This window comes from Paraburkholderia sp. BL18I3N2, assembly GCF_003001875.1.
Classification (GTDB): Bacteria; Pseudomonadota; Gammaproteobacteria; order Burkholderiales; family Burkholderiaceae; genus Paraburkholderia; species Paraburkholderia phytofirmans.
The window spans coordinates 73,839-94,667 of record NZ_PVNC01000018.1 but is presented as its reverse complement, the minus strand read 5'-3'; the positions used below and the strand labels follow the sequence as shown (position 1 = coordinate 94,667).

Genomic DNA, 20,829 nt, shown 5'->3' with positions numbered 1-20,829 from the left:
TGCGGGTTATCACAGAGGCGGGGCCATATCCGCGGTGATGCCGATCTCCACGCCAATCGGCCGTCCGGCGTGAGTTTGGCGCCCGTTTGCGGCGCGCCAAACCGAATGCGCGCTGGTGCAATCAATCGCCTGTATGAAACCGAGCGTAACAGGGCGGCAAGCGGACACCCGCCAAACTCCAGGCAAGGACGGAACTCAGACGGATGGATGCTCGGACCGGTTATTGGTCAGCGCAGACGACGGCTGACTGGCACGCCGCTGGTTTGCGCGCGGGCCGCCTGCAGCTTTAGCGAGCGCCGGGTATGCTGCTGCTTTTCGTAAAAAGGGAGGTCAGGCATGTCGGAAATCGCCGTGGTCGCAATCTCGGTGGCGAAGCCGGGCTATGAAGAGCAACTGCGCCAGGCGCTCGAAGGGCTCGTCGGGCCGACGCGCAAGGAGCAGGGAGCGCTTCAGTACGATCTGCACCGCGACCTGCAGGAGCCGCGCCGGTTCGTTTTTGTCGAGCGTTGGGAAAGTCAGGAAGCGCTGGCGGTGCATGCGAAATCCGCACACATCGAGGCGTACAGGAAAGCGGTGGCGGACTGGGTTGAACACGCGGAGATTCGCGTCGTGTCGAAAATCGCCTGAACCCGCAGGCGAATTGCAGAGCGTGCACAGCGGCGAGCGCACCGCCGGGCACGATCAGCCCGGGACGGCGCTCGCGGTTTGTTTTTAATGCGTGGCTTGCGGAACGTCGAGAATCAGGATGATGGTCCAGTCGGCGTCGCCGTCATGGTGATACTGGCGTTCCGCGACGATGAACGGCTGCTGCTTGCCGTCCGGGCCGAGAAACAGCACGTCGCCTTCCATCGGCAGGCATTCGACGGGCGGCAGCGCCAGAAACGCTTCCTGACCGCCGCGCGGCATCAGTTTTTCGATTTTGCGAGATGCTGCTTCAGTCCATTCGATATCAAGCTGGATGTTGCTCATGCTGTCCTCCGCACCAAGGTGCGCACGGGTTAGGGGATTCCGGCCAGGCGCCGGTCGGTGCGCGACTTTAGCACACCGCCAGCCGGGCGCCGCGAGGCCTCGAGCCGTCGGCGCGGGCCGAGTCGGCGCGCCGCGCGGCTCCGCGTCTGGCGAGTCCTCCGCCAACCCATTAAACAACAAAAAAGCCGAAGCCGGCGGTGCCGGCTTCGGCTTTTCACCTTCGCGGCGCGGCCGCAGGTGAGTCGGGTAATTGCGCTCAGGAGCCGGCGTCGGCCTTGGGAGCTTTCTTGTGACGCATGCTTCCCTTGTGGTGTTTCATCGGCGCAGCCGGTGCGCTTTCCATTGCTTGCTGCCGGTTTTGCAAATCTTGCGCACGCTGCTCGACGTCGGCGGCCTTGGCCGGATCGGTGCTCATCATGACGCCGTTGTCCTGCGCATAGGCCGCGCCCGTTACGGCACTGAGGGAAACCAGGATCGCCAGGGACACTTTCTTCATTGCTACCTCCGCAGAGTGGTTGTGGACCCGAGTACTTGCCTGTCCAAACGGAAAGACAATGCATTCTAGTCAGCAATATCCGCTCCAACGGGGGGTTTTGTAACTGCAATGACAATTCGTTACATCTGGTTACGCCTTGACGCCAATTCCGATGCGCGGTGACCCGGACGGGAGAGTCACGATGACGTATCTCCGCTCAAGCGCATTATTGGCATCTCTAAATAATCGTTCTGTAATGCGGCTTCAATTTCAGAACCAGCCGATCGCGCGATAGACATGAAATTGCGCGATGCCAATCAATTCGTGTAACGCGATCTCCGCACTCGCCAGATTGTCATATCGCGGTAGTACACCGAGACGTGCGCCTATCGCGTTCGAGATCATCGGCTGCGGCGCGAGGCCGAAGCGGTGGAAGTCGAGCAAGGCGCGCGGCATCTGATAGGCGGAGGTGATGAGGATCAGCGAATCGTAACGTGAGCCCTGCAGAATGCTGGAGACGTTGCGCGCATTTTCGTAGGTCGTGCGGCTTCTGTTTTCCAGCACGATGTCAGCGCGCGGTACCTGTCGGCGCAGCAGGTAAGGCAGATACGTGTCGGCTTCGGTCGCGCGATGCCGCTGCGGATTGCCGCCGCTCACGATCACGTGGCAGGTATCCGCCGCGCGTTTGCAGGCGGCGTAGTACTCGGCGCTCGTCGCAATGCGCGCAAGCACGTCGCGCGGGGGCATGAGGACCTGATCGTCGCCGTAGATCGTGCCGCCGCCCAGCATGATGATCGCGGTGCGCGGCGCGAACGTAGCGGGCGTCTCCGTACGCCAGTGCGGCTGCGCCAACCGCAGCAAGGGTGCGGTGAGCCAGCCGGCGGCGAGCAGCCAGAAGAAGGCGACCGTGAAGATGGCGAGAGGGCGGCGGGCGCCTTTCCATAGCACGATTGCTGCAAAAAAAAGCGCTAATAAAGTGAATAGAATCAATTTAAATGGGGTAACGTATGTCTTTCGGGACAAATCCACGGGCTTGCTATCGCGCCGCAGCGGTTGCATCGCCGGCTCTTGGACAGAACGCTAACATGCCGTTCAGACGGGGGTTCCGAAAACGAGACCAGGCAGCACCTGGCGGAATTCGACTGCACACGTTGCAGTCAGCTTCCAGCCAAGGGCGGGTGCTACGCGCGTCACTGGTGGCGCGGTGACGTGTTGGGCATAAATGTGTCATAGCTGCACTTTAAGAAAGAAGTGAGATGACCACGTATTCCAACGAAGCGGTACTTGAAGCGCTGCGGCGGGCGCAATATCGCCAGGTCCCATGGGCTAGAAGGCCGGGTGTTTTCCAATATCTTCGCGCACTAGGCTTGATGGAGACCGTTCGGCAGCGCACTGTCGCGCCGGCTCCGGGTTTCCACGCACCTGTCGACATCGCCGTGCTCACAGAGCGCGGCAGAGCCGAGTTTGCGCGGCTCGCCCATGACGAACGTCTACTCACCTGGACAGCGCAGCGCATGAACGACTACGTCGTCGCCACCGCCGACACGCGGCCTACCGCCGCGCTCGAAGTCCGGCCCTAGGTCCGGCGCGCTGGCAGGCGTTGTTTCCCGGCCGCTTTGAGCGGCTGGCGGTGCCCCATTCCTGCGTCTCCGCCTCATTACACTTGTGCAGCGCCTAGTCTTGCGCGTCCACGGGCTTTAGTACGCAACGACACTGCAAAAAAAAGCCCGTATCGCGAGGATACGGGCGTACCGGATTTACTACTGCCACGCTGTGCTGATGGCGTTAAATCAGACTGGTACAACGCGTGGTGGTTCCCCCAATTATTCGATATGCGCCACGGAGTTTCGCGAGCACGGCGCACGGCCGCCAGTCACGCCCAACTCCGCCTAACGCCGGCGCGTCGGATCCTGTCGGGGCGCCTCGGGTCGCGTACGCACATTGCTGGCGATATCGCCGCGCAAATCTCCGCGCGGCGCCGGCGGGGTGAAGTCCCGGGCGCGCGTATCGCTTTGCTGCCAGGCTTCAATGGTAGCCGGACGATCCGGCCTCCAGTTCCAAGCCTGTTGGCGCTGCTGGGCAAGCGCCGGTGCGGCCATTGATGAAACGACAATGCCGCACAGAAGCAGTGACATTGGTTTCATGCTGAACTCCCGTCAAGCCGATCGAGAAGGCCTGTTTGCATACACATAAGGTATGCCCAGTCACGAAAGCACGCTGTAAGTAATAGTAAATGGATGTTTCACCAGCAACTATCGCGCTGCTTCAGACGTATGAAGCAGCGCGCAGGCAGGCTGGGTGCAATGGCAGGAGACGACTGTGTTGGGCGCGCCGAAGAGCGGTGCCCATGACAGGTACGGCGTGCGTGAAGACGCGTCGACCTGGGTTTGATACATGCCGGGCGCCGCAGGCGCCCGGAGCAAAAGCAGTTCGCGTCAGGCCATCTTGACCGGCGCGCGCCACGATTCCGGATTGGTCCAGAATGCGCCGCGCAGGCGGTCACGGCTCGGTGGTGCCGGCGGTTTCGCCGCGGTCGCGCCAATCCGGCCGCGCAGCGAAATTTCACGGCCGCTCGTGCCGAGTCGCTTAACTATTTCGGCGAGCGTACCATCTGCCTGCCACTCGTCGAAACGACGGCGGCAAGTCGGCGGCGACGGATAGCGGCCCGGCAGTTTGGACCAGCCTTCGCCTGTCGATAGCACCCACAGCACGGCGTTGACAACCGCGCGCGCTTCCACGCGTGGCCGACCGCGCCGTTCGCTCCGTGCGGGCTCCGCACAGAACAACGCCTCGACCAGCGCCCACTCGTTGTCTCTCAAATCGTCGAACAGCATCATGTTTCACCTCAGCGAAGCTAACTCCGGTGCGCTGCCCCGCGCCGCGCACTCTCCATGCACTCGATAGGCGAGTGCCAAGGAGGGTCGGGCTTGCCACGGTCTGCTATGCAGTCAGAATCATGGCGCCGACCCTTGTCCGCATCTAAATGCAGGAAGTGTGCCAAGTTGAGTCCAACCGCCTGAAAGCCCTGTGACAGCGGGCCAGCGCGGGCGCTAGCTAGGGGCGTATAAGAATCCAAAAAACCCATCTCGCAAATCAGGACAATCACCAATCTTGTGCAATCAGGCCCGACCAGCGTGCGTTTGCGCCTTATTGCTGCATTGCAGCGAAACCGCAAAGCGCAGATGCGGTGCCGTCTTTGGCCTTACAATACGCATTAAATGATGCAATTGATGAGGTCGTTAAATGAATGTCACGCTGCGCCAGCTAAGGGTTTTCATCGAGGTGGCCCGTTTGCAGAGCTTCAGCCGCGCCGGCGATGAAATCGGCCTGACGCAGTCGGCGGTCAGCCGTTGCGTGCGGGAACTGGAGAGCGAGATCGGGCTCAAGCTGATCGATCGCACCACCCGGGAGGTGCAACTCACGGACGTGGGCGGAAACCTGGTGTCGAGCGTGTCGCGTCTGCTGACGGACCTTGACGACGCGCTGCGCGAGATCCGCGAAATCGGCGAACAGCGCCGCGGACGCGTGGTGGTAGCCGCCAGCCCGACGGTGGCATGCCGGCTCATGCCGCGCGTGGTGGCCGCGTGCGGGCAGCAATTCCCTTATATCGCGCTCGGCTTGCGCGACGACGTGCAGAGCGACGTGGTGCGCAAGGTCAAGTCGGGCGAGGTTGACTTCGGCGTGATCATCGGCCCGTTTTCCGCCGATGACTTGCTGAGCGAATCGCTGATGACGGATTCGTTCTGCGTCGTCTCGCGCGACGATCATCCGTTGGCGGCGCAGGAGCGGGTGGCGTGGACGGACCTGGACGGCCAGCAACTCGTGATGCTCGATTACGCGTCGGGCAGCCGGCCGATCATCGACGCCGCGATGCAGGAATACGGCGTGAGCGCCCCGGTGGTGCAGGAGTTGGGGCATTCCGCGACTGTTTTCGGGCTGGTCGAGGCGGGCGTCGGCGTGAGCGTGCTGCCCTGGCTGGCCTTGCCCCTGCCGGCGGGCGCCGCGCTGGTGGCCCGGCCGCTCGTGCCGCGCGCGGAGCGTACGGTCGAATTGGTGCGGCGGCGCGACCGCTCGCTGTCCCCGGCAGCGGAGGCGGTGTGGGGACTGATTCGCCAGTTGCCGGGCAGGGCGGAGGATTTGAACTAGTTTGTGGTTGTCGGACGTTTGCGATGTTCCTGCGGGCGGCAAATGCGCGGGCGGCGCGGGGGAGTGCGATATTCCCGCCGGTGGCGAATCTGCGGTCGCGCAGGCAGGACGATATTCGCGTGGGCAGCAAGAGTCCCGCCGCGTGATGCGTGCGACGCCCTCAGGGCTCGGACCGTGCGACGGAACGATCGGGCGCGGATCTCGAGCGTACGTTGCTTCCTGGACGAACCCGGCCAACTGCCAGCAGTATGGCGCCCGGCCGCAACCCGTCCGCGCCCGATCGCCTTGCCACGCATTCTCATCCCCCGACTTCGCGTCCAAAAAGGGACACCAAGCTAAACTATCGCCTCTGCTGAATTTCAACCCATACCCTTGACCCGTCTGGAACCCTCGATGAGCGAATCGGATCTGCCCGTGCCATCCATCCCGAACGCGCGCGATGCCGTGCGCGCGCTGCGTCCTTCGCAGATCCGCGAAGTGGCCAACGCCGGTTTCGGCGTCGCCGACGTGCTGCCGTTCTGGTTCGGCGAATCCGACCGCGTCACGCCCGCCTTCATTCGCGACGCCGCTAGCGCATCGCTCGCGGCCGGCGCGACGTTCTACACGCACAATCTCGGCATCGCACCGCTGCGCGCAGCGCTGGCGGGCTATGTCAGCGAACTGCACGGCACGACGTCGGCCGGGCACATCGCGGTAACCAGCGCGGGCGTCAATGCGCTGATGCTCGCGGCGCAACTCGTGGTGGGCGCGGGCGACCGCGTCGTCGCGGTGACGCCGCTCTGGCCGAATCTGGTCGAGATTCCGAAAATTCTCGGCGCGCATGTCGAAACGGTCGCACTGGGCTACGGCGAGCGCGGCTGGCAACTCGACCTCGGGCAACTGCTGGCAGCGCTGACGCCCGGCACGAAAATGCTGCTGATCAACTCGCCGAACAATCCGACCGGCTGGGTGATGAGCCGCGACGAGCAGCGGGCCGTGCTGGCGCATTGCCGGCGCCACGGCATCTGGATCGTGGCGGACGAAGTCTACGAGCGCCTTTACTATGCGGACGCCGAGCCCGGCGCGGCCGCCGCAGCCTCGCGTACGGCGCCGTCGTTCCTCGATCTGGCCAGCCGCGACGAACGCGTGATCTGCGTCAATTCGTTTTCGAAGGCGTGGTTGATGACAGGCTGGCGGCTCGGCTGGATCGTCGCGCCCGCCTCGTTGATGGACGATCTGGGCAAGCTCGTCGAATACAACACTTCGTGCGCGCCGGCCTTCGTGCAGCAGGCGGGTATCGCGGCCATCGAGCAGGGCGAGCGCCTTACGCGGGAACTGGTGCGCGACCTGAAGGCGTCGCGCGACCATCTGGTGCGCGCGCTTGCCTCGGTGCCCGGCGTCGACGTCAAGGTGCCGCCCGGCGCGATGTACCTGTTTTTCTCGATGCCGGGCGCCTCGCGCAGTCTGGAGCTTTGCAAGGCGATGGTGCGTGACGTCGGGCTCGGCGTGGCGCCGGGCAGCGCGTTCGGTCCGCAAGGCGAGGGCTTCGTGCGCTGGTGCTACGCCTGCGACACGGCGCGGCTGGACGCGGGCGTCGAGCGCCTGAAGCGCTTCCTGGCGCAGCACGCAACGGCCCAGTGAAAGGCGGCTGCGTAGAGCTATCGAACCAACCGGGCGACAAACAGCCGAAGAAAGCGGGTTTTTATCAGATTAAGCCCGCTTTTTGACTAAAGCACGTCCTCGAGATCACGTTTGGAAAATGCGCGGGGGATTTCGTCTTTACGCACTGATTGTTTTTGCGTAATATGGCGCTCAGTCACGCGGTTCCCTTCAGGAATTTCGCTGCTCCGTCCGGCTGGGTTTGGCTCGATTGTCTGTTTCGCCTCCCCCCGGTGCGTGCTCCCATCAATATGACCGATCAGAATCGGGCGAGCGCGTCTTCAGTTCCACATCGTCTGTTTGATCCGGTTCTTTGACCACAGGGTCTGACCTAGCTGCATGAATACCCAAGAGGCGAAGATCGTCCTCGAGACTGCCTTGATCTGCGCGCAGGAGCCGTTAAAGCTCGGCGAGTTGCGCAAGCTCTTTGCCGACGGCGTGTCGGCAGACACCGTTCGGACGTTGCTCGAAGACCTCAAGCAGGACTGGTCTGGGCGCGGTGTGGAGTTGGTCGGGCTGGCGTCGGGCTGGCGGTTTCAAAGCAAGCCCGCGATGCGTTCGTATCTGGATCGTTTGCATCCTGAGAAACCGCCGAAATATTCGCGCGCGGTACTCGAAACGCTCGCGATCATTGCATACCGGCAACCGGTAACGCGCGGCGATATTGAAGAGATTCGCGGCGTGACGGTGAATACGCAGGTCGTCAAGCAGCTCGAAGATCGCGGCTGGATCGAAGTGATCGGCCATCGTGACGTACCGGGTCGCCCGGCACTGTACGCGACCACGCGGCAGTTCCTCGACGACCTCGGGCTGACGGCGTTGGACGAATTGCCGCCGCTTGCCGATCCGTCGGCGCAGTTGAACGCGGATCTGCTCGGTCAGCACGCAATCGAGTTCGCCGAGGCCGATGTCGCACAAGCTTTGGCTCCGGAAGAAGAGCGGGTGGATTCCGGCGTGGTAGTTGGAGCAGGCGAATTTGTAAGCGCAACTGTGGATGGCGAGTCGGAGAATATTCCGCAAGCTACAAACGAAGCGCCGCAATCCGACTCCGCTGAAGCAGCCGGCCATGCCGCAGGCAGTACGCTTGAAGCAGTAGACGAGGCGGCAGGAACAGAAATCGCTGACCAACTCGCTGAACAGCATAAGGCGCAGTACCCTGAGCCAGTGCAATCGGCGCAGTCGGCCGACAGCGCACTGGAAGTCGCGGCGCAAAACGCATCGACTTCATCCGGGACTAATCCGGAAGACGCTGCCGGGCCGGCCGCACACGAACACGCTGAAACGGCACCCCCGGCGAACGTTGTACCGCAGACCGGCGTCGCCGAGTCCGCAGAGAATCACGATCCGGTCTCCCAGGCCGATCCGGCAATACCCGCGCACGACTCGGGCGTACTCCGCAATACGGAGCACGCCGCCGAGCCGAACCCGACCAAGGCGGCGCACGGCGATCCTGTGGATCGCCGCGATGCGGCGCAGGACGCAGGCATTCTGACCGACGACGAACCCGAGTCGCGCAGCGCCTGACGTAACCGAACTTTTTTTGCCACGCCCGCAACGGGCGTGCGCGACCTGACATTTTGAGGTTGTTTTGACACATACCCACGACACCGATTCGTCCGAATCCGAGCGCGCCGTGCCGTCGGCGCGGGCTGACGAAACGCGCACCACGCAAGCGTCGGCAGGCGAGGGCGAGCGCCCGGCGCAGACCACGGAAGCAGACGGCGAAGACCGTCCGCGCCGCGGCCTGCGTCGCGGCCCGCGCAGCCTGATCGCGCGGCGCCGCGCCGGCGCGAAGACGAAGGGCGCCGAAGGCGCGCCCGCGCAAGGGGCGCCGGTCGTCACCGAGGCGCCGCCGGACGGCGAAGTCGTCGCGCAAGTGCGTATGCCGCGCAAGGATGCGGGCGCCAAGGGTCAGGGGCCGCGCCGCAATGCAGCCGGCGCGAAGCGCGAGGGCGCACCGCGTGACGGCGCGCCGCGCGAAGGTCAGCGGGAAGGTCAACGCGAGCGTCAGCCGCGCGAAGGCGGCCAGCGTCAAAACAACCGCCGCGGCGGTGAAGCGCCGGCAGCCGCGGCAGTCGCGGGTCAGGACGATCTGTTCTCGTACGTCACGTCGCCCGCGTTCGACGCCGACAACAGCGCCACCGGCGGCGTGCGCGCGCCGATGCTGCGCCGTGGCAAGCCGGCCGCGCCCAAGCGCGTGCTCGCGGCGGACGACGATGCGCCGAAGCTGCACAAGGTGCTGGCCGAAGCCGGCATGGGTTCGCGTCGCGACATGGAAGAACTGATTGTCGCCGGCCGCGTGTCGGTGAACGGCGAGCCGGCTCACATCGGCCAGCGCATCATGCCGACCGACCAGGTCCGCATCAACGGCAAGCCGGTCAAGCGCAAGCTGGCCAACAAGCCGCCGCGCGTGCTGCTGTATCACAAGCCGACCGGCGAGATCGTCAGCCACGCGGATCCGGAAGGCCGTCCGTCGGTGTTCGACAATCTGCCGCCGATGAAAACCGCCAAGTGGCTCGCGGTCGGCCGTCTCGACTTCAACACCGAAGGTCTGCTGATGCTGACCACGTCGGGCGATCTGGCGAACCGTTTCATGCACCCGCGTTATAGCGTCGAACGTGAATATGCGGTGCGCGTGGTCGGCGAATTGGCTGAAGGCATGCGTCAGAAGCTGCTGAACGGCGTCGAGCTGGAAGACGGCCCGGCGAACTTCCTGCGTATCCGCGATGGCGGCGGCGAAGGCACGAATCACTGGTATCACGTCGCGCTCGCCGAAGGGCGTAACCGCGAAGTGCGTCGTATGTTCGAAGCGGCCGGCCTGATGGTCAGCCGCCTGATCCGGACCCGTCACGGCCCGATCTCGCTGCCGAAGGGTCTCAAGCGCGGCCGCTGGGAAGAACTCGAAGACAACCAGGTGCGGGCGCTGATGGCGTCGGTCGGCCTGAAGGCGCCGACTGAAGAAAAGGGCGGTCGCCGGGAAGCGCCAGAACGCAAGCAGCCGGATCCGATGCAGACGTCGATGGGCTTCATCAGCCGCGAACCCGTGCTGATGTCGCACGGCCGCTTCGACCAGCAGCAACCGCGTGGCCAGGGTCAAGGCCGGCGCGGTGCGGCGGGCGGCGGCGTCGGTGGCGGCGCGGGTGCCGGTTTCGGCGGTGGTTACGGCAATCGCGGGGCCGGACGCGGCGCCGGCGGTTTCAGCGGCCCGATGGGCGGCGGCGCGGGCGGCCCGCGTGGCGGCCGTGAAGTCGATGGCAACCGCGCACCGTCGAACAATGGCAACCGTGCGGCTGGCGGCGGCAAGCGCGCCGGCGGCAGCGGCGGCCCGAATCCGGGTAGCGGCGGTGGCAACCGCGGGTCGGGTGGCAATCGCGGCGGCGCCGGCAACCGCGCGGGCGGCGGCAACGCCAACGCCGGCGGCGCCAATCGTGGCGGCGGCGCACCTCGCGGCCGTTCGCGCGGCCGCTGAGCATTACGCCAGCCAAGCATGCCGGTCAGCCGCGGATTTTTTTATCGATCTTTCGCCGGCGACCGTCAGAGTCGATCGACGAACGCCATTGGCTTGGCGCCGCTCGCATTTCATGTGATGCATAAAACCGCGGCGTAAATGGAAGTGGGGGCGGATTTCATTCGCTCCGCGTGTCGGCTGCGGGTTAGGGGCGGCGTGAGCCGCCTTGCAAAAGAGCAAAGCGCCGTCATATCGTTGCAAGATTCCCATGAAATCAAGCGGAAAAGCGCGTTGGGCGGCGTTCTGCGGTTTGCGTTTGTCCTGAAAAATGGCTACAATCGCGGAGTCGCTGGGCGTGCGGCTTTTTATGTGCGGCTCAGGTGCGACCACCGGTAATAAGATGATGGGCGTTTAGCCCATTTTTTTTTGCCGCGCAGTTCTCAGTGGTTCGGCATCTCGGGTAGCACGAACGTGCGCCGGCTTGGCGCGCGGCCCGCATTGGTTGTTTGCAAAACAAGCGGCAGGCTCGCTGCGCGAACATCTAAGAGGGCACTGTGCAACTGACGGAACTGATTGAAACCACGGTCGTGGGACTCGGCTACGAGCTCGTCGATCTCGAGCGCACCGGGCGCGGCATGTTGTGTATCTATATCGACCAGCCGGCCGGCATCGCGATCGAAGACTGCGAGAAAGTCACGCGTCAGCTCCAGCACGTTTTGACGGTCGAAAATATCGATTACGAGCGGCTTGAAGTATCGTCGCCGGGGCTCGACCGCCCGCTGAAAAAACTGGCGGATTTTGAACGCTTCGCAGGCAGCGAAGTGGTAATCACATTGAAAAAGCCATTGGACGGACGGAAATCGTACCGGGGCATCCTGCATGCTCCGCAAGGCGAGACGATCGGTCTGGAATTTGAAGGGAAGGAAGGCGCCGCGATGCTCGATTTCACGCTCGCGGATATCGATAAGGCACGCCTCGTTCCGAAGTTTGACTTTAGGAGCCGCAAACAATGAGTCGCGAAGTGTTGATGCTGGTGGATGCGCTGGCACGCGAGAAGAACGTCGACAAAGACGTGGTATTTGCCGCGCTCGAGGCGGCCCTCGCTTCGGCCTCCAAGAAACTCTTCGAAGAAGACGCGGATATTCGCGTCCAGATCGATCGTGAAAGCGGCGAACACGAAACGTTTCGACGCTGGAAAGTGGTGCCGGACGAAGCCGGTTTGCAGGAGCCGGATCAGGAAATCCTGCTGTTCGAAGCACGCGAACAGAAGCCCGAGATTCAGCTCGACGAATTCATCGAGGAACCGGTGCCGTCGATCGAATTCGGCCGTATCGGTGCGCAGGCCGCCAAGCAGGTAATCTTGCAGAAGGTGCGCGACGCTGAACGCGAACAGATTCTGAACGACTTCCTCGAGCGCGGCGAGCACATCATGACCGGCTCGGTAAAGCGTCTCGACAAGGGCAATTTCATTGTCGAAACCGGCCGTGTCGAAGCGCTGCTGCGCCGCGATCAGCTGATTCCGAAGGAAAACCTGCGCGTGGGCGACCGCGTGCGTGCCTACATCGCAAAGGTTGATCGCACCGCGCGCGGTCCGCAGATCGAACTGTCGCGTACGGCTCCCGAATTCCTGATGAAGCTGTTCGAGATGGAAGTGCCGGAAATCGAACAAGGCCTGCTGGAAATCAAGGCGGCCGCGCGCGATCCAGGCGTGCGCGCGAAGATCGGCGTGGTCGCGTACGACAAGCGCATCGATCCGATTGGCACGTGTGTCGGTATTCGCGGTTCGCGCGTGCAGGCGGTGCGTAACGAGCTCGGTGGCGAAAACGTCGACATCGTGCTATGGTCGGAGGATCCCGCACAGTTTGTGATCGGCGCGCTCGCGCCGGCAGCCGTCCAGTCGATCGTCGTCGATGAAGAAAAACATTCGATGGACGTCGTCGTAGACGAAAACGAACTGGCGGTCGCGATCGGCCGCAGCGGCCAGAACGTGCGTCTTGCCAGCGAACTCACCGGCTGGCAGATCAACATCATGACGCCGGACGAATCTGCGCAAAAGCAGAATCAGGAGCGCGGCGTATTGCGTGACCTGTTCATGGCGCGTCTCGATGTCGACGAAGAAGTCGCCGACATCCTGATCGACGAAGGCTTTACGAGCCTCGAAGAGATCGCTTATGTGCCGCTCAACGAAATGCTCGAAATCGAAGCATTCGACGAAGACACCGTTCACGAACTGCGTAACCGCTCGCGCGACGCGCTGTTGACGCAGGCAATCGCGAATGAAGAAAAGGTCGAAAATGTAGCACTCGACCTGAAGAGCCTGGACGGCATGGACGCCGACCTGCTCGCCAAGCTGGCCGAACATCAGATCCAGACGCGCGACGAACTCGCCGAACTGGCTGTGGATGAACTGGTCGAGATGACCGGAATGGAAGAGGATGCCGCTAAGGCGTTGATCATGAAAGCACGTGAACACTGGTTCCAGTGAGAAATGACCATGGCGCACTAAATTGAAGCGGCCGTCAGGCCGCATGACCCGATGCTAACCGCAAGGAATCGGTCCTTGCATTAAGAGGAATGAATGGCGAGTAACAACGTAGCCCAATTTGCCGCGGAACTGAAAATGCCTGCAGGCGTGCTGCTTGAGCAGCTGCAGGCGGCGGGCGTCACAAAAGCGAGCGAAGACGACAGCTTGTCCGAAACGGACAAGGCGCGTCTGCTCGACCACTTGCGCAAGTCTCACGGCTCGACTGATGCTGACAAGCGCAAGATTACGCTGACGAAACGGCATACGTCGGAAATCAAGCAATCCGATGCGACGGGCAAAGCTCGCACCATTCAGGTCGAGGTGCGCAAGAAGCGCACTTTCGTCCGCCGCGACGAAACCTCCGCTGAAAACGGAGATGCATCGAATCATGTGGCCGAGGCCGACGTCGACGATCTTGAACTTCAGCGTCGTGAAGAGGAAGCTCGTCACGAAGCCGAGCTGCTCGAAAAGCAGGCTCAGGAGCTGAAGGCGCGTCAGGAACAACTCGAACGCGAAGAAGCGGAACGTCAGGCGCGCGAAGCGGCTGCTGAAGCCGAGCGGCGCCGCGCCGAAGAAGAAGCCGCGAAGAAGCGTGCTGCGGCCGAGGCGGCAGCTCGCGAGCAGGCACAGGCTGCCAAGCCGGCACAAGCTGCGCAACCCGCGGCCGCGAAGGCTGAACCGGTCGCTGCCAAGGCAGCGGAGCCGGCGGTCGCCAAGCAAAGCGAGCAGGATGACGAGCGCGCCGCAGCAGAGCGCGCCGCGCAACGCGAAGCCGCGAAGAAAGCAGAAGACGCAGCGCGTCAGGCTGCTGAAAAAGCGCGTGCCGAGCAGGAACAGATCGCCAAGCGCCGTGCCGCGGCTGAAGCCGAAGCGCGCGCGATTCGCGAAATGATGAACACGCCGCGCAAGGCGCAGGTCAAGGCGCCGGAACCGGCACCGAAGCCCGCTGAGCCGGCCAAGGCCGCGGAAGCCAAGGGCACGCTGCACAAGCCGGCGCGTCCGGCTGGTGAAGCACCGGCGCGTCCGGCAGCGAAGAAGCCGGCTGCTGCGGCTCCGGCTGCCACGACCACGCCTTCTGCCGGCGACAAGAAGAAGCCGGGCGGCGGCAAGGGCGGCTGGCAGGACGACGCCGCAAAGCGCCGCGGTATCAAGACGCGCGGCGATACGAGCGGCGGTGTCGATCGCGGCTGGCGCGGTGGCCCGAAGGGTCGCGGCAAGCATCAGGATCAGAACACCACGTTCCAGGCGCCGACGGAACCGATCGTGCGTGAAGTGCACGTGCCGGAAACCATCACGGTCGCCGATCTGGCGCACAAGATGGCGGTGAAGGCGTCGGAAGTCATCAAGTCGATGATGAAGCTCGGCCAGATGGTCACGATCAACCAGATGCTGGACCAGGAAACGGCGATGATCATCGTCGAGGAACTGGGTCACCACGCGGTGGCGGCCAAGCTGGACGATCCGGAAGCCATGCTGGTCGAAGGCGAAATCTCCGATGCGGAATCGTTGCCGCGTCCGCCGGTCGTCACGGTCATGGGTCACGTCGACCACGGCAAGACGTCGTTGCTCGATTACATCCGCCGCGCCAAGGTTGCAGCGGGCGAAGCGGGCGGGATTACGCAGCACATCGGCGCTTACCACGTCGAAACGCCGCGCGGCGTCATCACGTTCCTCGACACGCCGGGTCACGAAGCCTTTACGGCCATGCGTGCCCGCGGTGCGAAGGCAACTGACATCGTGATTCTGGTGGTCGCAGCCGACGACGGCGTGATGCCGCAAACGAAGGAAGCGATCGCTCACGCGAAGGCCGGCGGCGTGCCGCTCGTCGTCGCGATCAACAAGATCGACAAGCCGGATGCGAATCCGGACCGCGTCAAGCAGGAACTCGTCGCTGAAGGCGTCGTGCCGGAAGAATACGGTGGCGATTCGCCGTTCGTGTCGGTGTCGGCCAAGACCGGCGCGGGCATCGACGATCTGCTCGAAAACGTATTGCTGCAAGCCGAAGTGCTGGAACTGAAGGCACCGGTCGAAGCACCGGCCAAGGGTCTCGTCATCGAAGCGAAGCTCGACAAGGGTAAGGGTCCGGTCGCAACGATCCTGGTCCAGTCGGGTACGCTGAACCGCGGCGACGTGGTGCTGGCAGGTAGCGCCTACGGTCGCGTGCGAGCCATGCTCGACGAAACCGGCAAGCCGACCAAGTCGGCGGGTCCGTCGATCCCGGTCGAAATTCAGGGTCTCTCGGAAGTGCCGCAAGCTGGCGAAGAAGTCATCGTCATGCCGGACGACCGCAAGGCGCGTGAAGTCGCGCTGTTCCGTCAAGGCAAGTTCCGCGACGTCAAGCTGGCCAAGCAACAGGCCGCGAAGCTCGAAAACATGCTGGAACAGATGGGCGAAGGCGAAGTGGCGTACATGCCGCTCATCGTCAAGGCCGACGTGCAAGGTTCGCAAGAAGCGTTGGTGCAGTCGCTGCTCAAGCTTTCTACCGACGAAGTGCGCGTGCAGATCGTGCACGGCGCCGTGGGTGGCATCAGCGAGTCCGACGTCAACCTGGCAACGGCTTCGAAGGCGGTCATCATCGGCTTCAACACCCGTGCGGACGCGCAGGCTCGCAAGCTGGCGGAAAGCAACGGCGTCGATATTCGCTACTACAACATCATCTATGACGCAGTAGATGAGGTGAAGGCCGCGATGTCGGGCATGCTGGCACCGGAGAAGCGCGAAATCGTCACGGGTACGGTCGAAGTGCGCCAGGTCTTCAAGGTACCGAAGATCGGCGCGGTGGCCGGCTGTATGGTCACGGACGGCTTCGTCAAGCGCTCGTCGTCGGTGCGCGTGCTGCGCAACAACGTCGTCATCTTCACGGGCGAGCTCGATTCGCTCAAGCGCTTCAAGGACGACGTGAAGGAAGTCCGTCAGGGCTTCGAGTGCGGTATGTCGATCAAGAACTTCAACGATATCGTCGAAGGCGATCAGTTCGAAGTCTTCGAGATCACCGAAGTCGCGCGTACGCTGTAATTCACGCGGCACGGCTCTAGGGGCGGAGCGGGCTTTAACGCCCGCTCCGCCCGTTGTTTTTGGGGCCACGCGGTTTGTTCGTGTCCGTCGCGCAAAGCGCCTGCGGCCGAGTTTCGTCTGGTCATCCGGGCAGTTTGAATGCCGCAAGGATAAAAGCCCAAAACGCGGCAGCGCGAATCACTTTTTGCATCCGTCAGAACGGATCACATCACACCATGCCTAAAAAACGTTCTTCTCCCAATCGCAACGTGCAGATCGCCGATCAGATCCAGCGCGATTTGTCCGAGCTGCTGCGCGAGGTCAAGGATCCGCGCATCGGCATCGTCACGATTCAAAGCGTCGAGCTGACGCCTGACTATGCGCACGCGAAGGTCTATTTCACGACGCTCACCGGCGATCCGCAGCAGACTCTCGAAGCGCTCACGCATGCGGCCGGCCATCTGCATAATCAGCTGTTCAAGCGCCTGCATATCCATACCGTGCCGACGCTGCATTTCCATTACGACAAGACGATCGAGCGCGCCGTCGAGATGTCGCGCTTGATCGACGAAGCCAACGCGAATCGCGCGAAAGAAGACTGAGCGCGCTGTTTGTCGTGGCGCTCGCTGCCATGCCTGAGTCGCCATGCGCTCAGCGCTGTTTCCCGTATCCTTCGAAGACTTTCGTCTTTCTGACATGACCGCACCTCAACGTCCCCGCGTGCCGCGTCGCGCGCTCGACGGCGTGCTGTTGCTCGACAAGCCGCTCGGCCTGTCGAGCAACGACGCGCTGATTCGCGCGAAGCGTCTCTATCTGGCGAAAAAGGCGGGCCACACCGGCACGCTCGATCCCTTGGCCACAGGCTTGCTGCCGCTCTGTTTCGGCGAAGCCACCAAGTTTTCGCAGGACCTGCTCGAAGCCGACAAGACGTATGAGGCCACCATGCGTCTCGGTGTCCGCACGACCACCGGCGACGCCGAAGGCGAAGCGATCGATACGCGTGAAGTAACCTGCGACGAGGCCGCGATTCTGGCGGTTCTGCCGACATTCCTCGGCGAAATCACGCAGGTTCCACCAATGTATTCGGCGCTCAAACGCGACGGCAAACCGCTGTACGAATACGCGCGCGCGGGCCAGACGGTGGAGCGGGAGGGGCGTCAGGTGACGATCCTCGCGCTCGAGATGCTCGCCTGCGCATTGCCGGACGTAACGTTTCGCGTGACGTGCAGCAAGGGCACGTATGTGCGCACGCTGGCCGAGGATATCGGCGAAGCGTTGGGTTGCGGTGCGCATCTGGTGGCGCTGCGGCGCACCGGTGTCGGCGCACTGACGCTCGACAATTCGGTGACGCTCGACGCGTTGTCCGATGCGGCCGAAAGCGAACGCGATGCATGGCTGCAACCGGTGGATGCGTTGCTGTCGACGTTCCCGCTCGTGCGGTTGAATGAAGACGCGACGCGCCGCTTCCTGCACGGCCAGCGGTTGAAGCTGTCCGAGTTGACCATCACGGGCGATGCAGTGAATGCACCGCGCGTCCGGGTGTACGCGGAGCAAGGGCGTCTGCTTGGCGTCGCCAAACAAGGCGAGGGCGTGCTGGCGCCCGAGCGGCTGGTCGTCACGACGGAGAGCTGAACGCCCTGTATGCCCTGTAGGTGGCGCAACGCGCGACAAACGCGCTGCAAAGAAAAAGGCGGGACCGCTCAAGAAGCGGTCCCGCCTTTTTTATATCGTTTTGCTGGATACGGACTTGAGCCGGAAACTCAGTGCGCCGCTGCCGCCGCCGCACCCGCGTCGCCACCGGCACGTTCTGGCTTCGTGATCCAGATCAACGCGATCAACGCGATAAAGATCCCGGCGGACACGAAGAACAGATCGTTCACACCAAGTTGCGCGGCCTGCTGCGTCGCCATCGTGTTGAACAGGCCGTATGCCTGCGGTTGACTGAAGCCTGCCGCGCCCATTTGGCGGATCGACTGGTCGAACACCGGGTTGTACGCGTTAGCCTGTTCGGCCAGTTGCGCGTGATGCATGATCGTGCGGTGATCCCACGCTGTCTGGAAAATCGATGTGCCAATGCCGCCGCACATGATCCGCACGAAATTCGACAGGCCCGACGCCGCCGGAATCCGGTTGCCCGGCAGTCCCGACAGGGTGATCGACACCAGCGGGATGAAGAACCCCGCCATACCGATCCCTTGAATCAAGGTAGGCACGAGCAGCGAAAACGTATCGACGCCGGTCGTATAACGCGAGCGCATCCAGAAACACAGCGCGAACACCAGAAACGACAGGGTCGCGATATAGCGCGGATCGGTGCGCGGCAAAATCTTGCCGGTGATCGGCGACAGCAGGACGGCGAACAGGCCGACCGGCGCCATCACCAGACCGGCTTCGGTCGCGGTGTAGCCGATATCGGTTTGCAGCCACAACGGCAGCAACACCAGGTTGCCGAAATAGAGGCCATAGCCGATCGACAGCGCGACGGTGCCGCCCGTGAAATTGCGCCGGCTGAATAGCGACAGGTCCACCACCGGGTGTTCGGCCGTCAATTCCCACACGATAAAGAACGCGAGCGCGATCACCGCGACCAGCGCCAGTACGACGACTGTTGTCGACGAAAACCAGTCGAGATCCTTGCCTTTGTCGAGCATGACCTGCAGCGAGCCGACCCAGACGATCAGCAGGCCGAGACCGACGCCATCGATAGGCGCTTTTCTGATGATCGAATCGCGATTACGGAAGATCATCCACGTCGCCCCGGCGGCAATCGCGCCGACCGGAATGTTGACGTAGAAAATCCACGGCCACGAGATGTTGTCCGAGATCCAGCCGCCGAGAATCGGGCCGGCCACCGGCGCGATCAGCGTGGTCATCGCCCACATGGATAACGCCATGGGCGCTTTGGCGCGTGGATAGCTCGCCAGCAGCAGCGTTTGCGACAGCGGAATCATCGGACCGGCCACGGCGCCTTGCAATACGCGTGAAGCGAGCAGAAAGGGCAGGGTCGGCGCGAGGCCGCACATCCACGACGAGATCACGAACAGGATGATCGACGCCATGAACAGCCGCACCTGGCCAATGCGTTCGGTCAGCCAGCCGGTGAGCGGCACGGAGATCGCGTTGGCAACCGCGAACGAGGTGATTACCCACGTGCCCTGGTCGGACGACACGCCGAGGTCACCCGAAATCGAGGGAATCGATACGTTGGCGATCGACGTGTCGAGCACGTTCATGAAAACGGCGAGCGACACCGCTATGGTGCCGATCACCAGTTGCGCGCCCTCGAGCGGCGGATGAGGAACTTGCGCCTGAGCCTGAGCCATTAAAAAAGCCTTGTCTGGATCGTCGCGTGCCTTACATCACCTTCGCTGCGACAGGCTTCGCGCCGTCGGCCTGAGACGACTTTTGCGAGCCGCCGTTCGGGCCGGCGTTTTGCGAAATGATGCGGGCGATTTCCGCATCGGCTTCGTCACCGTACTTCTCGAACACGGCGGTCTGGTAGACCGTGTTCGGCGCCTGGCCGAGCTGGCCGCCGTTGTCGTCCTTGATGCTGACGTCGGCTTGCATGGACAGGCCGATACGCAGCGGATGCTGTTCCAGTTCCTTCGGATCGAGCGCGATCCGCACCGGCAGACGCTGCACCACCTTGATCCAGTTGCCGGTCGCGTTCTGCGCGGGCAGCAGCGAGAACGCCGAACCCGTGCCCGCCGAGAAGCCGACCACCTTGCCGTGGTACACCACCGACGAACCGTACACGTCGGCCGTCAGTTCGACCGGCTGGCCGATGCGCATGTGCTTGAGTTGCACTTCCTTGAAGTTTGCGTCGACCCACACGCCGCCGAGCGGCACGATCGCCATCAGCGGGGTGCCCGGCGAGACGCGCTGGCCGACCTGCACCGAGCGCTTCGCCACGTAACCGGTGACAGGCGCCGGCAGGTTGTTACGCGCGTTGTTCAGGTACGCGTCGCGGACCTTCGCGGCGGCGGCCTGCACGTTCGGGTGATTCGCGATCGTGGTGTTGGCGGTCAGCGCGCGGTTCGAGTTCAATTGCTGCTGGGCGGCGTCGACGGCGGCTTGCGCGCTCTTCACGGCGTCGCGGGCGTGCGAGATTTCTTCTTGCGACACGGCGCCGGTTTGCGCGACCGTCATGCGGCGCTTCAGGTCGTCCTGGGCGCGCGACAGATCGGCCTGACGCTGGGCCACTTGCGCCTGGTATTGATTGTCGTCGGCGAACAGGCCGCGCACCTGACGCACGGTCTGCGCGAGATTCGCTTCGGCCTGTTCCAGCGCGACGCGGGCGTCGGCCGGATCGAGCACGACGAGCGGGTCGCCCACCTTCACCGTTTGCGTGTCGTCCGCGTTCACGGCGACGACCGTGCCGGTGACTTGCGGCGTGATCTGCACGACATTGCCGTTCACGTACGCGTCGTCGGTGTCTTCATGGAAGCGCGCGACGAGGAAGTAGTACAGGCCATAAGCGATCGCGGCGATCAGGATCACGATGACGAGCAGCGTCATCATGCGCTTGCGTTTGCCGTTGTTCGCCGGTGGTTGCGCTGGCGGTTGCGTCGGCTGCGGGGCCGATTGAGTCGGCTGTGTAGTTGCCGCGGGCTGTTGGGTGGTGCTCATTGATGT

General features: G+C 63.3%; 16 protein-coding genes and 2 pseudogenes. 11 read left to right on the top strand and 7 right to left on the bottom strand.

What is annotated here, in order from left to right:
• Positions 1–336: 336 nt before the first annotated feature.
• Entirely contained in the window at positions 337–627 is a 291-nt protein-coding gene (locus B0G75_RS31910; protein ID WP_106313988.1) for a putative quinol monooxygenase, read from the top strand.
• 84 nt (positions 628–711) lie between these two features.
• Here B0G75_RS31910 and B0G75_RS31905 read toward each other — a convergent pair whose 3' ends face one another.
• The 3 genes from B0G75_RS31905 to B0G75_RS31895 form a co-directional block, all read right to left on the bottom strand.
• The gene (locus tag B0G75_RS31905) at positions 712–969 is read right to left on the bottom strand and encodes a hypothetical protein (RefSeq protein WP_007182306.1); all 258 of its coding nucleotides are present in this window, start codon (positions 967–969) and stop codon (positions 712–714) included.
• Positions 970–1,225: 256 nt separating this feature from the next.
• Positions 1,226–1,465 carry a hypothetical protein gene (locus tag B0G75_RS31900; protein ID WP_106313987.1) on the bottom strand — a complete coding sequence of 80 codons (240 nt, stop codon included), beginning with the start codon at positions 1,463–1,465 and terminating at the stop codon, positions 1,226–1,228.
• Positions 1,466–1,714: 249 nt separating this feature from the next.
• The gene (locus tag B0G75_RS31895; RefSeq protein WP_374956936.1) at positions 1,715–2,434 is read right to left on the bottom strand and encodes a YdcF family protein; all 720 of its coding nucleotides are present in this window, start codon (positions 2,432–2,434) and stop codon (positions 1,715–1,717) included.
• Between the two features lie 266 nt (positions 2,435–2,700).
• On the opposite strand from B0G75_RS31895, the gene B0G75_RS31890 reads away from it, so the two are divergent.
• A complete protein-coding gene (locus tag B0G75_RS31890; RefSeq protein ID WP_106313985.1) occupies positions 2,701–3,024 on the top strand; it encodes a hypothetical protein in 324 nt (107 codons plus the stop codon).
• A 309-nt stretch (positions 3,025–3,333) separates the two neighbouring features.
• Here B0G75_RS31890 and B0G75_RS41565 read toward each other — a convergent pair whose 3' ends face one another.
• Both B0G75_RS41565 and B0G75_RS31880 read right to left on the bottom strand, forming a co-directional pair.
• Positions 3,334–3,588: a hypothetical protein gene (locus B0G75_RS41565; protein WP_106313984.1), complete on the bottom strand. Its 255-nt coding sequence runs from the start codon at positions 3,586–3,588 to the stop codon at positions 3,334–3,336.
• A gap of 294 nt (positions 3,589–3,882) precedes the next feature.
• Positions 3,883–4,278, bottom strand: a pseudogene (locus B0G75_RS31880) (transposase); the annotation flags it as partial.
• Between the two features lie 409 nt (positions 4,279–4,687).
• Between B0G75_RS31880 and B0G75_RS31875 the strand changes: the two are divergent.
• The 9 genes from B0G75_RS31875 to truB all read left to right on the top strand — a co-directional run bounded on the left by B0G75_RS31875 (position 4,688) and on the right by truB (position 17,826).
• Positions 4,688–5,590 (top strand): LysR family transcriptional regulator, encoded by a 903-nt coding sequence (locus B0G75_RS31875; protein WP_106313983.1) that lies wholly within the window; start codon positions 4,688–4,690, stop codon positions 5,588–5,590.
• A 393-nt stretch (positions 5,591–5,983) separates the two neighbouring features.
• On the top strand, positions 5,984–7,210 hold the full coding sequence (locus B0G75_RS31870) for a pyridoxal phosphate-dependent aminotransferase (protein WP_106313982.1): 1,227 nt from the start codon (positions 5,984–5,986) through the stop codon (positions 7,208–7,210).
• Positions 7,211–7,567: 357 nt separating this feature from the next.
• Positions 7,568–8,752 carry an SMC-Scp complex subunit ScpB gene (scpB, locus tag B0G75_RS31865; protein WP_106313981.1) on the top strand — a complete coding sequence of 395 codons (1,185 nt, stop codon included), beginning with the start codon at positions 7,568–7,570 and terminating at the stop codon, positions 8,750–8,752.
• Between the two features lie 64 nt (positions 8,753–8,816).
• Positions 8,817–10,697: a 23S rRNA pseudouridine(2605) synthase RluB gene (gene rluB, locus B0G75_RS31860; RefSeq protein ID WP_106313980.1), complete on the top strand. Its 1,881-nt coding sequence runs from the start codon at positions 8,817–8,819 to the stop codon at positions 10,695–10,697.
• A gap of 533 nt (positions 10,698–11,230) precedes the next feature.
• Positions 11,231–11,689: a ribosome maturation factor RimP gene (gene rimP / locus B0G75_RS31850; protein WP_012432651.1), complete on the top strand. Its 459-nt coding sequence runs from the start codon at positions 11,231–11,233 to the stop codon at positions 11,687–11,689.
• Complete coding sequence (nusA, locus tag B0G75_RS31845; protein WP_012432652.1) at positions 11,686–13,161, top strand: transcription termination factor NusA; 1,476 nt, start codon at positions 11,686–11,688, stop codon at positions 13,159–13,161. Before rimP ends, nusA begins: the two co-directional genes overlap by 4 nt.
• Before the next feature lie 93 nt (positions 13,162–13,254).
• Entirely contained in the window at positions 13,255–16,215 is a 2,961-nt protein-coding gene (gene infB / locus B0G75_RS31840; RefSeq protein ID WP_106313978.1) for a translation initiation factor IF-2, read from the top strand.
• Positions 16,216–16,430: 215 nt separating this feature from the next.
• Entirely contained in the window at positions 16,431–16,796 is a 366-nt protein-coding gene (rbfA, locus tag B0G75_RS31835; RefSeq protein ID WP_042324072.1) for a 30S ribosome-binding factor RbfA, read from the top strand.
• 94 nt (positions 16,797–16,890) lie between these two features.
• Complete coding sequence (gene truB, locus B0G75_RS31830) at positions 16,891–17,826, top strand: tRNA pseudouridine(55) synthase TruB (protein WP_106314046.1); 936 nt, start codon at positions 16,891–16,893, stop codon at positions 17,824–17,826.
• Positions 17,827–17,954: 128 nt separating this feature from the next.
• Here the strand turns inward: truB and B0G75_RS31825 are convergent.
• Together B0G75_RS31825 and B0G75_RS31820 are read right to left on the bottom strand one after the other, a co-directional pair.
• Positions 17,955–19,529: pseudogene (locus B0G75_RS31825) on the bottom strand (DHA2 family efflux MFS transporter permease subunit); the annotation flags it as partial.
• A gap of 19 nt (positions 19,530–19,548) precedes the next feature.
• Positions 19,549–20,823 carry an EmrA/EmrK family multidrug efflux transporter periplasmic adaptor subunit gene (locus B0G75_RS31820; RefSeq protein WP_106313976.1) on the bottom strand — a complete coding sequence of 425 codons (1,275 nt, stop codon included), beginning with the start codon at positions 20,821–20,823 and terminating at the stop codon, positions 19,549–19,551.
• Positions 20,824–20,829: the final 6 nt, after the last annotated feature.

What these genes read in the sequence shown, in the direction of transcription:
- B0G75_RS31870 (WP_106313982.1), top strand. Translation starts at nt 5,984, where the DNA reads ATGAGCGAATCGGATCTGCCCGTGCCATCCATCCCGAACGCGCGCGAT.
- B0G75_RS31890 (WP_106313985.1), top strand. Translation starts at nt 2,701, where the DNA reads ATGACCACGTATTCCAACGAAGCGGTACTTGAAGCGCTGCGGCGGGCG.
- truB (WP_106314046.1), top strand. Translation starts at nt 16,891, where the DNA reads ATGACCGCACCTCAACGTCCCCGCGTGCCGCGTCGCGCGCTCGACGGC.
- infB (WP_106313978.1), top strand. Translation starts at nt 13,255, where the DNA reads ATGGCGAGTAACAACGTAGCCCAATTTGCCGCGGAACTGAAAATGCCT.
- nusA (WP_012432652.1), top strand. Translation starts at nt 11,686, where the DNA reads ATGAGTCGCGAAGTGTTGATGCTGGTGGATGCGCTGGCACGCGAGAAG.
- B0G75_RS41565 (WP_106313984.1), bottom strand. Translation starts at nt 3,588, where the DNA reads ATGAAACCAATGTCACTGCTTCTGTGCGGCATTGTCGTTTCATCAATG.
- B0G75_RS31875 (WP_106313983.1), top strand. Translation starts at nt 4,688, where the DNA reads ATGAATGTCACGCTGCGCCAGCTAAGGGTTTTCATCGAGGTGGCCCGT.
- rbfA (WP_042324072.1), top strand. Translation starts at nt 16,431, where the DNA reads ATGCCTAAAAAACGTTCTTCTCCCAATCGCAACGTGCAGATCGCCGAT.
- B0G75_RS31905 (WP_007182306.1), bottom strand. Translation starts at nt 969, where the DNA reads ATGAGCAACATCCAGCTTGATATCGAATGGACTGAAGCAGCATCTCGC.
- scpB (WP_106313981.1), top strand. Translation starts at nt 7,568, where the DNA reads ATGAATACCCAAGAGGCGAAGATCGTCCTCGAGACTGCCTTGATCTGC.
- B0G75_RS31910 (WP_106313988.1), top strand. Translation starts at nt 337, where the DNA reads ATGTCGGAAATCGCCGTGGTCGCAATCTCGGTGGCGAAGCCGGGCTAT.
- B0G75_RS31820 (WP_106313976.1), bottom strand. Translation starts at nt 20,823, where the DNA reads ATGAGCACCACCCAACAGCCCGCGGCAACTACACAGCCGACTCAATCG.
- B0G75_RS31900 (WP_106313987.1), bottom strand. Translation starts at nt 1,465, where the DNA reads ATGAAGAAAGTGTCCCTGGCGATCCTGGTTTCCCTCAGTGCCGTAACG.